At 73.6% G+C, this 13,668-nt stretch carries 17 protein-coding genes and 1 pseudogene; 10 read left to right on the top strand and 8 right to left on the bottom strand.

From position 1 onward, the window contains the following. Positions 1-19: 19 nt before the first annotated feature. Positions 20-652 carry a hypothetical protein gene (locus ACGFI1_RS15670; protein WP_392785872.1) on the bottom strand — a complete coding sequence of 211 codons (633 nt, stop codon included), beginning with the start codon at positions 650-652 and terminating at the stop codon, positions 20-22. A gap of 162 nt (positions 653-814) precedes the next feature. Between ACGFI1_RS15670 and ACGFI1_RS15665 the strand changes: the two genes are divergently transcribed. The 4 genes from ACGFI1_RS15665 (at position 815) to ACGFI1_RS15650 (ending at position 4,654) form a co-directional block, all read left to right on the top strand. Continuing rightward, positions 815-1,390 (top strand): YqgE/AlgH family protein, encoded by a 576-nt coding sequence (locus ACGFI1_RS15665; RefSeq protein ID WP_138640045.1) that lies wholly within the window; start codon positions 815-817, stop codon positions 1,388-1,390. Positions 1,391-1,400: 10 nt separating this feature from the next. After that, positions 1,401-1,667, top strand: a complete 267-nt coding sequence (locus ACGFI1_RS15660) for a DUF3039 domain-containing protein (protein ID WP_392736608.1) — start codon at positions 1,401-1,403, stop codon at positions 1,665-1,667. Between the two features lie 191 nt (positions 1,668-1,858). Next, positions 1,859-2,875 carry a zinc metalloprotease gene (locus ACGFI1_RS15655; RefSeq protein ID WP_392785870.1) on the top strand — a complete coding sequence of 339 codons (1,017 nt, stop codon included), beginning with the start codon at positions 1,859-1,861 and terminating at the stop codon, positions 2,873-2,875. Between the two features lie 36 nt (positions 2,876-2,911). After that, positions 2,912-4,654 carry a DEAD/DEAH box helicase gene (locus tag ACGFI1_RS15650; protein WP_392786283.1) on the top strand — a complete coding sequence of 581 codons (1,743 nt, stop codon included), beginning with the start codon at positions 2,912-2,914 and terminating at the stop codon, positions 4,652-4,654. Between the two features lie 18 nt (positions 4,655-4,672). Here ACGFI1_RS15650 and ACGFI1_RS15645 read toward each other — a convergent pair whose 3' ends face one another. From ACGFI1_RS15645 to ACGFI1_RS15630, 4 genes are read right to left on the bottom strand one after another with little or no spacing between them, the layout of a single operon-like run. Beyond that, complete coding sequence (locus ACGFI1_RS15645) at positions 4,673-4,894, bottom strand: hypothetical protein (RefSeq protein WP_392785868.1); 222 nt, start codon at positions 4,892-4,894, stop codon at positions 4,673-4,675. A 30-nt stretch (positions 4,895-4,924) separates the two neighbouring features. Continuing rightward, on the bottom strand, positions 4,925-5,317 hold the full coding sequence (locus tag ACGFI1_RS15640) for a VOC family protein (RefSeq protein WP_392785866.1): 393 nt from the start codon (positions 5,315-5,317) through the stop codon (positions 4,925-4,927). After that, a complete protein-coding gene (locus ACGFI1_RS15635; RefSeq protein WP_392785864.1) occupies positions 5,314-6,114 on the bottom strand; it encodes an arsenate reductase/protein-tyrosine-phosphatase family protein in 801 nt (266 codons plus the stop codon). The genes ACGFI1_RS15640 and ACGFI1_RS15635 overlap by 4 nt, the downstream gene beginning before the upstream one ends. A gap of 56 nt (positions 6,115-6,170) precedes the next feature. Then, the gene (locus ACGFI1_RS15630; protein WP_392785862.1) at positions 6,171-8,747 is read right to left on the bottom strand and encodes an FtsX-like permease family protein; all 2,577 of its coding nucleotides are present in this window, start codon (positions 8,745-8,747) and stop codon (positions 6,171-6,173) included. Between the two features lie 273 nt (positions 8,748-9,020). On the opposite strand from ACGFI1_RS15630, the pseudogene ACGFI1_RS15625 reads away from it, so the two are divergent. After that, positions 9,021-9,077, top strand: a pseudogene (locus tag ACGFI1_RS15625) (SEC-C metal-binding domain-containing protein); the annotation flags it as partial. A 92-nt stretch (positions 9,078-9,169) separates the two neighbouring features. On the opposite strand, the gene ACGFI1_RS15620 reads toward ACGFI1_RS15625, so the two are convergent. From ACGFI1_RS15620 to ACGFI1_RS15610, 3 genes are all read right to left on the bottom strand, one after another. After that, complete coding sequence (locus tag ACGFI1_RS15620) at positions 9,170-9,697, bottom strand: gluconokinase (protein ID WP_386874714.1); 528 nt, start codon at positions 9,695-9,697, stop codon at positions 9,170-9,172. 2 nt (positions 9,698-9,699) lie between these two features. Next, a complete protein-coding gene (locus ACGFI1_RS15615; RefSeq protein WP_392785860.1) occupies positions 9,700-10,281 on the bottom strand; it encodes an isochorismatase family protein in 582 nt (193 codons plus the stop codon). Between the two features lie 62 nt (positions 10,282-10,343). Next, positions 10,344-11,690 (bottom strand): nicotinate phosphoribosyltransferase, encoded by a 1,347-nt coding sequence (locus ACGFI1_RS15610; protein ID WP_392736619.1) that lies wholly within the window; start codon positions 11,688-11,690, stop codon positions 10,344-10,346. 120 nt (positions 11,691-11,810) lie between these two features. On the opposite strand from ACGFI1_RS15610, the gene clpS reads away from it, so the two are divergent. The 5 genes from clpS (at position 11,811) to ACGFI1_RS15585 (ending at position 13,667) form a co-directional block, all read left to right on the top strand. Beyond that, positions 11,811-12,107 carry an ATP-dependent Clp protease adapter ClpS gene (gene clpS, locus ACGFI1_RS15605; protein ID WP_089326695.1) on the top strand — a complete coding sequence of 99 codons (297 nt, stop codon included), beginning with the start codon at positions 11,811-11,813 and terminating at the stop codon, positions 12,105-12,107. 4 nt (positions 12,108-12,111) lie between these two features. Next, a complete protein-coding gene (locus tag ACGFI1_RS15600; protein WP_386874717.1) occupies positions 12,112-12,651 on the top strand; it encodes a DUF2017 domain-containing protein in 540 nt (179 codons plus the stop codon). 52 nt (positions 12,652-12,703) lie between these two features. After that, the gene (locus ACGFI1_RS15595; protein WP_392785858.1) at positions 12,704-13,123 is read left to right on the top strand and encodes a Mov34/MPN/PAD-1 family protein; all 420 of its coding nucleotides are present in this window, start codon (positions 12,704-12,706) and stop codon (positions 13,121-13,123) included. Positions 13,124-13,166: 43 nt separating this feature from the next. Next, positions 13,167-13,301, top strand: coding sequence for a hypothetical protein (locus ACGFI1_RS15590; protein ID WP_364553096.1), 135 nt, complete (start codon positions 13,167-13,169; stop codon positions 13,299-13,301). A 93-nt stretch (positions 13,302-13,394) separates the two neighbouring features. Next, positions 13,395-13,667 (top strand): MoaD/ThiS family protein, encoded by a 273-nt coding sequence (locus ACGFI1_RS15585; RefSeq protein WP_089326636.1) that lies wholly within the window; start codon positions 13,395-13,397, stop codon positions 13,665-13,667. The last annotated feature ends 1 nt before the right edge of the window (position 13,668 follow it).

Genomic DNA, 13,668 nt, shown 5'->3' with positions numbered 1-13,668 from the left:
CGGCGGCGGGTCCGCCGGGTCAGCTGTCCTTCTTGCCGGCGAAGATCCGCTCGCGGCGGCGGGGCCAGATGCCGCCGTACCAGAAGATGATCGCGCCGGTGAGGATGATGCCGACGCCGGTCGCGGCCCGCGCCCACAGCACGGTGTCGGGGCCGGTGTGCGGCAGGTTGCTCGGCGGGGTCTCGGTCGGCGCGCCGCCCGCCTTCGTGCAGTTCGCCCGCACCGCCCTGGTCTCGATGCGCTTGTTGGCCCAGGTGACGGTGAGGTCGGTGCGGCGGTCCTCGCGCAGCTTCACGGAGATCGTCCGGATGTTGCCCGGCGGGATCTGGCCGGGGACCGCGGCGCCGCCGTCGTCGCGCTCGACGGAGAAGTCCTCGGTCCGCGTCCCGGAGTTGCGGACCTTGACGTGCACGGTCCGCGCCGGGCAGGAGACCGCGCCGATGTCGGCGGTCACCGGCCGGGCGGGCGCCTTCGCCGTCCCGGACGTGCTGGGCTTCGGCGAGGCCGACGAGGAGGCGGACGGGCTGGGGCTCGCGGACGCGCTGGACGCCGCGGGCGAGGCGGAGCCGTCCGACTTGAACACCGCCTGGATCGTGATCAGCGCTCCGAGGACGGCGAACACTGCCGCGATGATGACCCTGGGCAACTGCATGTCGCTGTCCTCCCGGCGCGCACCAAGCGGATGGCCGATGATCCTAGATCATTCTTAACCCAGGACCTTGTGGTGCCGATATCCCCATCGATAGGAATGCGTAACAGGCTAACGAGCGGGGAGGCGTGCCGCCGGAGGTCCGGGCAACGCATGATGGAACCCATGGAAGACGGCATCAGGGTGGGGCTCCTGCTGGTGGCGACGCCTCAGCTGGAGGATCCGAACTTCAGGCGGAGCGTCGTCCTGCTGGTCGAGCACGACATCGGCGGAGGTACGCTCGGCGTTGTCCTCAACCGGCCGACCGAGGTTCCCCTGGACCGCGTCCTCCCGCCGTGGGCCGGGCTCGCCACCGGTCCCGCCGTGGTGTTCCAGGGCGGTCCCGTCGCGCTGGAGCATCCGCTCGCCCTCGCCCGCCTTCCCGGTGAGGACGAGCCGCTCGGCTGGCGGGCGCTCGACGGCGGCGCCGAGGTCGCGCGGGTCGGGGTGGTCGATCTGGAGGCCCCGCCCGGGCTGCTGGCGGCGGAGCTGCTGCAGCTGCGGGTGTTCGCCGGCTACGCGGGGTGGTCGGCGGGGCAACTGCGCGGGGAGGTCGAGGAGGGCTCCTGGTACCTGGTGCCGGCGGAGGCGGGGGACGTGTTCGCGGACCGTCCCGAGCGGCTCTGGCAGGACGTTCTCCGCAGGCAGGGCGGCGATCTCGCGTTCGTCTCCACTTTTCCCGACGACCCCACACTGAACTAAGGTGAACGACGTGAGTACGAAGATCCTTCCCGAGAGCGACACCCAGCAGGACGTCCGGCCGGACCTCTCGCACGGTGACGGCGACCACGAGCGGTTCGCCCACTACGTGAAGAAGCAGAAGATCACCGAGAGCGCCGTGACCGGCACGCCGGTGATCGCGCTGTGCGGCAAGGTCTGGGTGCCGAACCGGGATCCGAAGAAGTACCCCGTCTGCCCGGAGTGCAAGGAGATCTACGAATCGATGCAGCCGGGCGGCAAGGGCGGCAAGGGCGAGTGACCCGCCGCTGAGACGCGGCGGCGGCGCACCGCCCATGCCGGGCTGCGCGCTTTCCGGGTCCCGCGGCGGGGGATGCCGCGGGGCCCGACGCATGTGACATACGGGTTTCGACCTACGGGGGATGAATGCGGCGGATGGCCGGGGTTTCGCTATGCGCACTGTCGATTACGGTGTGCGCCGTTCCGGGTGCGGTGGGTGAGCGGGGACGGGTGCGGGCCGCACCGGCCGCCGCCCGCGGCGACGGCGCGGTGCACGGCCATGGCGAGGCGGTGCACGGTGGTGACGGGGCGGTGCACGGTGGTGACGGGTGCGTCCACCCCTCGAACGCCCGGAACGCGCGGCCCGGCGACCGGGCCGCCCTCGGCCGCGACCAGGCGGTGGCCATGCTCACCGACCTCCGGCAGGCGCTCCTCGACCGGTTCGGGACGTCCGACGAGCGGCGCCTCGACGCGTCCCGGCGCATGGCGAAGGGGATCGTCGTCCCGGTGCGGTTCCACGTCGTCCACAGCGGGCCGTACGGGCGGCTCTCGAAGAGCGCGGTCCAGCGGCAGGTCGCCACGCTGAACGCCGCGTACGGCGGGAGGACGGGCGGCGCCGACACGGGGGTGCGGTTCCGCCTGGCCGGCTACGACCTGGTGGACAGCGCCGCCTGGTTCCAGGAGCCCGACCGGTACGAGCGCCCGATGAAGACGCGCCTGCACAAGGGCGGGCGCGGCACCCTCAACGTCTACACGGCGGCCGTCGGGTCGGACGTCCTCGGCTTCTCCACGTTCCCGCAGTGGTACCGGCGCGCCCCGCGCATGGACGGCGTCGTCATCGACTACCGCAGCATTCCCGGCGGGTCGTACCGGGGCTTCGACCGCGGGTACACGGCCGTCCACGAGATCGGGCACTGGCTCGGCCTGCTGCACACCTTCGAGGGCGGCTGCGTCCCGCCGGGCGACGGGGTGGCCGACACCCCGTACGAGGCGGAGCCGGCGAACGGCTGCCCGTACTACCGCGACACGTGTCCGCAACGCGGCCAGGATCCGGTCCACAATTTCATGGACTACGCCCAGGACGCCTGCATGCGCGCCTTCACCGCAGGTCAGGGCCGCCGTATCCGGGCGTCGTGGGCGGCGTACCGGGCCGGGCGGCAGGGCCGCCACCGTGTGGATCTCGGCACACGTGCGGCGGGCGCGGCACGATCTGTCGGTGGTCCTCGGTAGCCTTCAGAGACCGTGAGCACCTTCGCCGCATCGAGCATGCCCCCCGCGTTCCCCGAACGGGCCGCCTGGGGGACGGCGTCGTCCCTGCGCGCCTGGCAGCAGCAGGCGCTGGAGGCCTACTTCGGCAGGGACGGCTCCCAGCCAGGCCCGCGCGACTTCCTCACCGTCGCGACGCCCGGCGCCGGCAAGACGACGTTCGCGCTCCGGCTCGCCCGCGAGCTGATGGAGCGCCGGATCGTGCAGTCGATCACGGTGGTGTGCCCGACCGAGCACCTCAAGCGGCAGTGGGCGGAGTCCGCGGCCCGCGTCGGCATCAAGATCGACCCGGAGTGGCAGAACAGCGACGGCCCCATCGGCAAGGACTTCGACGGCGTCGCCGTCACCTACGCCACGGTCGCGGCCCGGCCCGCGCTGCACCGCAACCGCACCGAGTCGCGCAAGTACCTCGTCATCTTCGACGAGGTGCACCACGCGGGCGACGGCCTGTCCTGGGGCGACGCGGTGCGGGAGGCGTTCGAGCCCGCGACGCGGCGGCTGGCGCTGTCCGGCACGCCGTTCCGCACCGACATCAACCCGATCCCGTTCGTCCAGTACGAGGAGGGGCCGGACGGCATCCGGCGCAGCCAGGCCGACTACACCTACGGCTACGGCCCCGCCCTCGCCGACGGCGTCGTCCGCCCGGTGATCTTCCTGGCGTACGCGGGGGAGATGCGCTGGCGCACCCGCGCCGGCGACGAGATCACCGCGACCCTCGGCGAGCCCCTCACCCAGGACCAGATGGCCCAGGCGTGGCGCGCCGCGCTCGACCCGAAGGGCGACTGGATCAAGCAGGTGCTGGCCGCCGCCGACCGGCGGCTCACCGAGTTGCGCCGCGTCATCCCCGACGCGGGCGGGCTGGTGATCGCCACCGACCACGAGACCGCGCGCGCCTACGCCGGGATGCTGAAGGCGGTCACCGGGCAGAGCGCCACGATCGTGCTGTCGGACGACCCGACCGCGTCCAAGAAGATCAAGAAGTTCGCCGGCACCGAGGACCGCTGGATGGTCGCGGTGCGGATGGTGTCCGAGGGCGTCGACATCCCGCGCCTGTGCGTCGGGGTCTACGCGACGTCGACGAGCACGCCGCTGTTCTTCGCGCAGGCGATCGGGCGCTTCGTCCGCGCCCGCAAGCGCGGCGAGACGGCGTCGGTGTTCCTGCCGTCGGTGCCGACGCTGATGGGCCACGCCTCCGAGATGGAGGAGGAGCGCGACCACGTCCTCGACCGGCCCGTCCGCGAGGACGGCCTCGACGACGACCTGATCGCCGAGGCCAACCGACAGCAGGACAGTCCCGACGTCGGCGAGGAGTTGCCGTTCGAGACGGTCGAGGCGTCCGCGACGTTCGACCGGGTCCTCTACGACGGCGGCGAGTTCGGGATGCACGCCCAGCCCGGCTCCGCCGAAGAGGAGGAGTACCTCGGCATCCCCGGCCTGCTGGAGCCCGACCAGGTGTCGGCGCTGCTGCGCAAGCGCCAGGCCGAGCAGCTCGCCGGCGAGCGGCGCCGCAAGACCGGCGACCCGCGGGCCGACCGCACCGCCGCCGAGGACATCGCCGCCCTCCGCCGCGAGCTGAACGGCCTCGTCAACGCCTGGAACCACCGCACCGGCCAGCCGCAGGGCGTCATCCACAACGAGCTGCGCCGGGCCTGCGGCGGCCCGCCCGTCCCGCAGGCCAGCGCCGCCGAGATCCGCGACCGCATCGCCAAGATCCGCGACTGGGCGGCCAAGCGCCGCCACTGACGCCCGGCGCCCGCCCGCTCAGCCGCTCCCGGCGCGGCGCGGCCGCTGGAAGATCAGCCTGAACACCCCCTGCCGGTCGGGCCCGATGACGCCGGCGCACTGCCAGCCCGCCCGTCCGGCCTTGTCGAGCGTCTCCTGCAAGGCGTGCGCGTGCACGCCGCCGACCGGGTTCAGCTTCACGACGCTGACGCGGTACTCCCACTGCGCCGCCGCGCTCGCCGGCTCGTCCTGACCGTCCATCCCCGCATTCTCCCGGCGGGGACGGCGCGGTCACCCCCGGGCGGCCTGCGCGGGCTGGAAGAGCTCGATCAGGTTGCCGGCCGGGTCGGTGAGCAGGATCTGCCGGCCGCCGGGGCCGCTGACCACGTCGCCGCGGAACGCGAGGCCGGCGTCGCGCAGCCGCGCGATCTCCTTGTCCAGGTCGTCGACGGTGAGGTGGATGCGGTTGCGGCCCGGGGCGGCGGCGTCGGCGGGGGTGGCGCGGGCGCCGGAGCTGGCGGGGCCGGACAGCAGCAGCCGCAGCGGCCCGCGCCGGACGTCGGCGAAGGCCGGGACGGCGTCGAAGTCGAGGGTGAAGTCGAGGTGGGCGGTGTAGAAGTCGACGGCCGCCTGGACGTCGTCGACGAGGTAGCGGACGCTGGCGTACTGGTCGGGCGTGCTCATGGGCGGGCCTCCGTTGGCCGGGCGAGGACGGGTGGCTGGGCGAGGACGGGGATCAGATGGCGGACGCGGGCGTCGATGTCGTCCGCCGCGCGCTCGAACGGGTCGGACGCGCCGCCCTGACCGGCTGCGGACGGGCCGGCCGCGGACGGGTCGGGGATGCTCCAGTGGATCCGCCGGGACCGGTCGCCGAACTCGGGGCAGACCTCGCGGGCCCGGTCGCAGAGCGTGATGGCGTAGTCGAACCGGCGGTCGCGCAGGCTCTCCAGGTCGCGGGGCCGCTGCTCGGAGATGTCGATGCCGTACCGGTCGCGCAGGACGTCCACCGCCCGTGGGTCCAGGCTCGGCTTCGGGCGGCTTCCGGCGCTGGTCACGGTCACGCGTCCGACGGTGTGGTGGCGCAGGAGCGCCTCGGCGATCGGTGAGCGGGCGCTGTTCCCGGTGCAGACGAACAGCACGTCCACCTGGGGCAGGTGCTGCCCGGCCTCCGCTGGCTCGGTGGTGCGGCGCAGTGCCGGGTGCAGGGCGGCCCCGGTGTCGGCGAGGGCGTCGGCGCAGCGGTCGAGGTCGAGACGGTAGTAGCTGTCGCGGCCGTCGAAGCTGCTGCGGGCGGCGGTGACCAGGCCGCCCTTGCGTAGCAGCCGCAGATGGTAGGAGACCAGGTTCTGCGGCGCCTGCACCAGCGCCGTGAGTTCGCGGACGCGCAGGTCGCCGACCGCGAGTTCGGTCAGCAGCCGCCAGCGCAGCGGATGCGCGGCCAGGCGCAGGAACGCCGGGGTGGCTTGGCTCGTCGACGCCATGTCTCCGACGATACATCAATCCAGTTTGATGGAATAGCGGGTCCGTGCGGCCCGGGTCACTCGGCCTTGGCGGCTTCCAGGACGGGGACCGAGGCGGCCCGGCGTGCGGGCAGCGCCGAGGTCGCGAGCGTCGCCGCCGCCGCGCCCGCCGCCACGATCGGGAACAGCCACCACGGCGGGTCCGGGCGCAGGAAGGAGCTGCCGGTGGTCACGTGCAGCAGCGTCAGCGTGCCCATGGCGATCGCGAGGCCGAGCATCGTGCCGAGGGCGACCACGGTGGCCGCCTCCCAGCGGACGATCGCGCGGATCTGCCGGACCGTGGCGCCCACGGCGCCGAGCAGCCCGAACTCGCGGGTGCGTTCCGCGACGCCCATCGAGACCGTGGTCGCCATCCCGAACAGCGCCAGCAGCAGGGCCATGCCGATGAAGGTGTAGGTCGCCCGCAACGGCCGGGTGAGGGAGGACGACGCCGCGTCCACGTACGCGTCCCGGTCGAGGACCCGGACGCCGGGCACTCCCGCCACGGCCCGCGCCAGGGCCTCGGACGAGCCGCCCCGCACCAGGACGGCCTGAGTCGCCGCGTTGGCGTCGAGGTCGTCCATCGTCGCCGGGGCCACGAGCGCCTGTTCGGCGAACAGGTGGGAGGGGTCGTGGTAGGCGTCCGCGACCGTGAGCGCGACCCGGCCGCGGGCGGCCCGCACGGTGATCGTCTGGCCGAGCCGCAGCCCCCGCTCCTTCATGACGGTGGACGACAGCGCGATCTCTCCGGGACGCAGCGCGGGCGGGGCGCCGCCCAGCCGCAGCAGGTCGCGCAGCCCGGCCTGCTCGGCGCCGCTGACCAGGAGGCGGAACGGTGCGGGGTCGTCGTCGGGGGACGGCGGCGACACGAGCCCGACCTCGGTCTGGGTGAGGGCGGTCGCGCGGGTCACTCCCGGTGCGTCCGCCACCTTGCCGGCCACGTTGCGGGCGAGCGGCGCGGGCGCGCCCTCGGCGGTCCTGGCGGTGGCGGTGACGGCGTGCTCGGCCGCCATGACCTGCCGTCCCGCCTCCGCGAACCGGTCGTTGACCGACTGCGTGACCAGCGCCACCGAGGCGACCAGCGCGACGCCCAGCATCAGCGACGACGCGGCGGAGGAGACCCGGCGGGGGCTGCGCGTGATGGTGGCGTGCGCGAGCCGTCCGGTCTCGCCGCCGACCAGCCGTCCGACGCGTCCGACCAGCCCGCCCAGCGGCGCGACGAAGAACGGGGTGAGGACGGTCAGGGCGGTCATGGCCAGCATCGAGCCGAACAGGACCATCAAGGCGACGCCGAACGTGCGGTCCTGGCCGGGCGGATCGCTGACGCGGATCGCGGTCGCCACCGCCCACCAGAAGCCCGCGCCGGCGAAGAGCGCGAGCGCGGCGAGCACCCGGGGCCAGCGCCGTTCCGGGGTCTCGGCGACGGTGCTGCGCAGCGCCTGCACGGGGGAGACGCCGGCGGCGCGGCGCGCGGCCCGCCAGGCGGCCAGCTGGGTGACGAGGAGTCCGGCGGCGGCCGGGACGCCCAGCGCGACCCAGCCGAACCGGGGACCGGCGGCGGAGACGTCGAAGCCGTCCCGGGCGAACAGCCGGGTGATCAGCGCGGCCAGCGGGAAGCCCGCCGCCACGCCGCCCACCGCCGCGATCGCGCCCAGCGCCAGCGCCTCCAGCCGGACCAGCAGACCGAGCTGCCGGGGCGTGGCGCCGATCGCGCCGAGCAGCGCCAGCCGCCGGGTGCGCTGCCGCACGAGCGTGCCGAACGTGTTGGCCACGGTGAACAGGCCGACGAAGACCGCCACCAGGGAGAGCCCGCCGATGACGCCGGCGACCGAGGCGCCCTCACCCGCCGCGGCGGCGGCCTGCGCGTTCCGGACGGAAGAAGCGGTGCGCACGGTGGCGCCGACGCCGAGTTCCCGGGCCAACTCGCCGCGCAGCCGCTCGGCGGTCACGCCCGGAGCGGCCTTCACCCAGACGCTCTGCCACGTGCCCGCCGGCAGCATCGCGGCGCGCCGCACGGTCTCGGGCGGAGCCAGCACGAGGTTCCCGGCGGCCACCGCGTCCCGGCCCTGGACGGTGACGATCCCGGTGACCTTCACCCGGCGCGTCTCGTGGGGCAGCGTCAGCGTCAGGGCGTCGCCGACGCCGGCCCGCCCGGCGCGGGTCATGTACTGGACGACCGCCACCTCGCCATCGGCGGCGGGTGCGCGCCCGTCCTCCAGCCGGTAGGGGGCGAGCCCCGGATCGGGCACCCAGGGGCGCAGCAGCGTGCGGCCCTCGGCCGCCGCCGTGATCGCGCGCCCGTCGGAACCGGTGGCCGTGACCGCCACCGACGCGTCCCCGGCGGCGGCCGCCACGCCGGGCCGGGACGCGACCCGGTCCAGCCGGACGCGGCCGTCCGGCGGCGCGTCCGGGTCGCCGGGGTCCGCCGTCCCGCCCTGCACGAGCACGTCGGCGCGGAAGTACTCGCTCGCGTCGCTGCCCGCCACCGCCTCCTGCGCCCGCAGCGCGAACTGCAGCGAGCCCCCGATGAGCGCGATCGACCCCAGCGCAGCCAGCAGGGTCGCGGCCAGCCGCAACCGCCCCTCCGCGAGCGAACGGCGCGCGACAAGCCACATGACGCTACCCACGGCGTCCCCCAATCTGATCACGTAAGATAATCTCAGATGAGACTATATGCGCTGCGCGGGCTCCCCGGGAAAATCGCTGGCTCCGCAGGGACGGCCGGACCTATCGTCGGGCGCGTCCGATCCCGAGTGAAGGAGATCGCCATGTACCGCGACCGCGACACCGAGGCGTCCTTTTGAGCGGACCAGCAAGCGCCGCAGGGGGTTCCCTCTAGCGAGACCAAGGTCAAGCGCGGCGACCGGACGGTCGGCGCCGGCACCGAGCTGATCGAGAAGCTGGGCGGCAACGACCCCTGCCCCTGCGGGTCCGGGCGGCGCTTTCCGGCGCTGCTGCCGGCCCACCGGACGCTACGACGGCGTCCTCGGGCACTACTACGTGCGCGACTGAGGCGGCGCCCGCCCCCCGGAACGGGTCAGCGGGGGGCGGTGTCCAGGTTCAGTGCCTTGATGATCTGGTCGACCGTTTCTGCCGGGGTGCCCGTGATGGGGGCGGTGAAGACGTCCTCGTCGGGGGTGGGGAGTTCGAGGTCGGCGAACTGGGTGTCGAGGAGGGTCTCCTTGAAGAAGTGGCCCTTGCGCGCCTTCATGCGGGCGGCGATGAGGTCGCGGTCGCCGTCGAGCAGGACCATCGCCACCGCCGGGTTCCCGGCGGTGAGGAGGTCGCGGTACTTGCGCTTCAGTGCGGAGCACGTGACGACGCCGGGGCGGCCGCTGTCGAGGCGGTCGGTGATCCAGGCGGCGATGGTGCGCAGCCAGGGGGCGCGGTCGGCGTCCGTCAGGGGGTGGCCCTCGCGCATCTTGGCGATGTTGGCCTCGGAGTGGAAGGAGTCGGCCTCGGCGTAGTCCCAGCCGAGGCGCTCCGCGAGGAGGGTTCCGATGGTGGTCTTGCCGCTGCCGGAGACGCCGGCGATCACGATCACACTGGGGGGTGGAGTGCTCATGGTCAGGCGGTCACCACCGGGGCTCCGGTCAGGGTGACGCCCTCGGCGCGCAGCTCGTCGAGGGCGCGGTCGACGGTCGTCTTGCCGACCCCGGCGGTGAGGCCGAGCAGCACCGTCGTGCGCAGGCCCGCGCGGGCGGCGTCGACGGCGGTGGCGCGGACGCAGTGGTCGGTGGCGATGCCGGCGACGTCCACGGTGTCGACGCCGCGGGCGGCGAGCCAGTCGGCGAGCGGCGTGTCGTCGTCGGAGACGCCCTCGAAGCCGCTGTAGGCGGCGGTCTCGCGGCCCTTGCCGAACACGGCCTCGATGGGGGCGAGCGCCAGGTTGGGGTGGAAGTCGGCGCCGGGGGTGCCGATCACGCAGTGCGGCGGCCAGGAGTCGACGAAGTCGGGTTCGGCGGAGAAGTGGTCGCCGGGGTCGAGGTGGAAGTCGCGGGTCGCCACGATGTGCGCGTACTCGGACCGGTGCCCGGCCACGTGCGCGGAGATGGCGGTGGCGACGTCCGCGCCGCCGGCCACGGCCAGCGACCCGCCCTCGCAGAAGTCGTTCTGCACGTCCACGATGATCAGAGCCTTCTTGCCCATGACCGCTCCCTGTTACCGGTTGCCCCGAATCGACCGTACCCCAGGCGCGCGCCGACGCACCGTCACGGGCCCCCGTGGACGAACTCGGTGGGGACGGCGGGCTCGCCCTTGGAGAGCTGGAGCGCGGTCGCGGGCAGCTCGGCGACGGCGCGGGTGTGGCGGTCCCGGGCCCGCTGGAGCGACTCGCGCCCGACGATCTCGCCGTCCCGGACGAGCGGGACGTGCAGCGGCCGGTCGCGCGGCCCGTGGGCCGGCTCGCCGGTGGAGACGGACTCGGCGAACGCGACGCCGTGCCCGTCGACGCGGCGGACGGCGGACTTGCGCCCGCCCCGGCTCGGCTTGCCCGTCGAGCGCTTGGCGACCGGGCGCATGGGCGCGTCGTCGGCGGGGCTATCGGAGCGCGCGACGAGCTTGTACACCAGGGACGCGGTCGGCGCGCCGGAGCCGGTGACGAGGGACGTCCCGACCCCGTACCCGTCCACGGGGGCGGCGGCCAGGGCGGCGATGCCGTACTCGTCGAGGTCGCCGGTCACCACGACGCGGGTGCCGTGCGCGCCGAGCGAGTCGAGCTGGTCGCGGACGCGCCGCGCCATGACGCCGAGGTCGCCGCTGTCGATGCGGACGGCGCCGAGCGACGGCCCGGCCAGCTCGACCGCCGTCCGGACGGCCCGCTCCACGTCGTAGGTGTCGACCAGCAGCGTCGTGCCGTCGCCGAGCGAGGCGAGCTGCGCCTCGAACGCGTGCCGCTCGCTGTCGTGCAGGAGGGTGAACGAGTGCGCGCTCGTCCCGGCCGTGGGGACGCCGTACAGCCGGCCCGCCTCCAGGTTGGACGTGGTGGTGAACCCGGCGATGTAGGCGGCGCGGGCGGCGGCCACGGCGGCGCGCTCGTGGGTGCGGCGCGACCCCATCTCGATGATCGGGCGGCCCTGCGCGGCCTGCACCATCCGGGACGCGGCGGACGCGATCGCGCAGTCGTGGTTCAGGATCGACAGCGCGATCGTTTCGAGCAGGACCGCCTCGCCGAACGTCCCCTCGACCACCAGGACCGGCGATTCGGGGAAGTAGCAGTCGCCCTCGGCATAACCCCAGACGTTCCCGCTGAAGCGGTACTTCTCCAGCCATTGCGCGGTGGTCTCGTCCACGATGCCGTTGGACGTGAGGAAGTCCAGTTCGGCGGCGTCGAACCGGAACGCCTCGATCGCGTCCAGCAGCCGCCCGGTCCCCGCGACGACCCCGTACCGGCGGCCGGCGGGCAGGCTCCGCGCGAACACCTCGAAGACCGCGCGGCGGTCCGCGGTCCCGCTGCGGAGCGCGGCCTGCAGCATGGTCAGCTCGTACTGGTCGGTCAGCAGGGCGGTGCCGTCACCAAGGTCCACAAGTGGAACCCTAAGCCCGACTGCGGGCACCATGGATGTGCGGGCTCGCGCACCCGGCGGGGGGACCGGCGCATAGCATCGGGTGCGGTGGGCGGACGGACAGCGCGCGAGGAGTCACGGAGAGAGAGGGGGCGAACCGGGCAGATGAGCGCCATGAGCACGGCGCCCGCACCGGTCGAGCTGGAGCGGCCGGACGCCGAGGAGGACGTGAGCGCAGACCGGCCCTGGCTGGCGATCGTCTGGAACGACCCGATCAATCTGATGTCGTACGTCACCTACGTGTTCCAGACCGTGTTCGGCTACCCGAAGACGAAGGCCGAGAAGCTGATGCTCGACGTGCACCACAAGGGCCGCGCGGTCGTGGCGAACGGCACCCGCGAGGAGATGGAGCGGGACGTGGAGATCCTGCACTCCTACGGGCTGTGGGCGACCGTGAAACGGGACGACTGAGCCGATGACCGATGTGAGCAGGTCCGGGGACGCCGTCGAGATACGGCTGGAGGCCGAGGAGACGGCGCTGCTGCGCGCCCTGATGGAGCAGCTGCTGGCGCTGATCGGCGACGCCCCCGGCGGTGACGACGAGCTGGCCGCGATGGGCATCGCCGAGGGCGCCACCAAGCCGGACGACCCCGTCCTGGCGCGGCTGTTCCCCGACGCCTACCGCGACGACGGCGAGGCCGCGGGGGAGTTCCGCCGCTACACCGAGATGGGGCTGCGGGACGGCAAGCGCGAGGCGGCCGGGACGGTGCTGTCGGCGCTCGGCGAGGAGGGCACCGACGCCGTCCTGAACGAGGAGCAGGCGCAGTGCTGGCTGCGGGCGCTGAACGACATCCGGCTGGCGCTCGGCACCCGGCTCGACGTCACCGAGGAGTGGTACGAGGAGGCGAACCAGATGGATCCGCGCGACCCGCGCGCCTCCCTGTTCGCCGTCTACGACTGGCTGACCATGCTCCAGGAGAGCCTCGTCCGCGTGCTGTGGGAGCCGTCGCCGTGAGCCCGGGAGCCCTCGCCGTGCGCCGGGAGGCCGTTGCCCTAGGCTCGGGGCCATGCTGACGATCGAGCGCGCCCTCGTGGAGAAGATCATCGCGCACGCGCGCGCCGACCACCCGGACGAGGCGTGCGGCGTCATCGCCGGGCCGGCCGGTTCGGACCGTCCGGTCCGGTACATCGCGATGGAGAACGCCGAGCGGTCGCCGACGTTCTACCGGTTCGACTCCCAGGAGCAGCTGAAGGTGTGGCGGGAGATGGACGACCGCGACGAGGAGCCGGTGGTGATCTACCACTCGCACACCTCGACGGAGGCGTACCCGTCCCGCACGGACATCTCCTACGCGTCCGAGCCGAACGCCCACTACGTGCTCGTGTCGACCCGCACCGACGACGACACCGAGTTCCGGTCGTTCCGGATCGTGGACGGGGAAGTGACCGAAGAAGAGGTCTCCATCGTCGACGCCTACGCGGGCTGAGCCGGAGCGGATCGGGATGGTCGCGGCCGGTAAACTGGTCGACATGTGGACGAGCGGGCACGAGACGGACGGCGGCGCGCGGCGCCGTGCCGGTTCCGCCGGTTCCGCCGCCGTGCCACCCGTGCAGAGCTTCCTGTTCGGGCACTCGCGCGCCGAGGTCGTCTACGACTGTCGCTGACGCGCTGATCACGCCTGGAATCATCCCGCTGCCCGCCCGGTTGAGACGCGAGAGGGCGGGGAGCCCCGTACGACGTAGAAGGAGATCACCGCGATGGCGATCGAGGTCCGGATCCCGACGATCCTGCGCAACCTGACCGACGGCGCGAAGGCCGTGGAGGGCAAGGGCGCGACGCTGGACGAGCTGTTCAGCGACCTGGACAGCCGGCACGCCGGCCTGCGCGACCGGCTGGTGGACGACAAGGGCCTGCGCAAGTTCGTCAACGTCTACCTGAACGACGAGGACGTGCGCTTCCTCGGCGGGCTGGAGACGCAGGTCGCCGACGGCGACAACGTCACCATCCTGCCCGCCGTGGCCGGCGGCTGAG

The sequence above is a fragment of the Actinomadura geliboluensis genome, assembly GCF_043197915.1.
Taxonomy (GTDB): Bacteria; Actinomycetota; Actinomycetes; order Streptosporangiales; family Streptosporangiaceae; genus Spirillospora; species Spirillospora geliboluensis.
The sequence above is the reverse complement of the archived record's forward strand: the minus strand, read 5'-3'. Positions and strand labels throughout refer to the sequence as shown.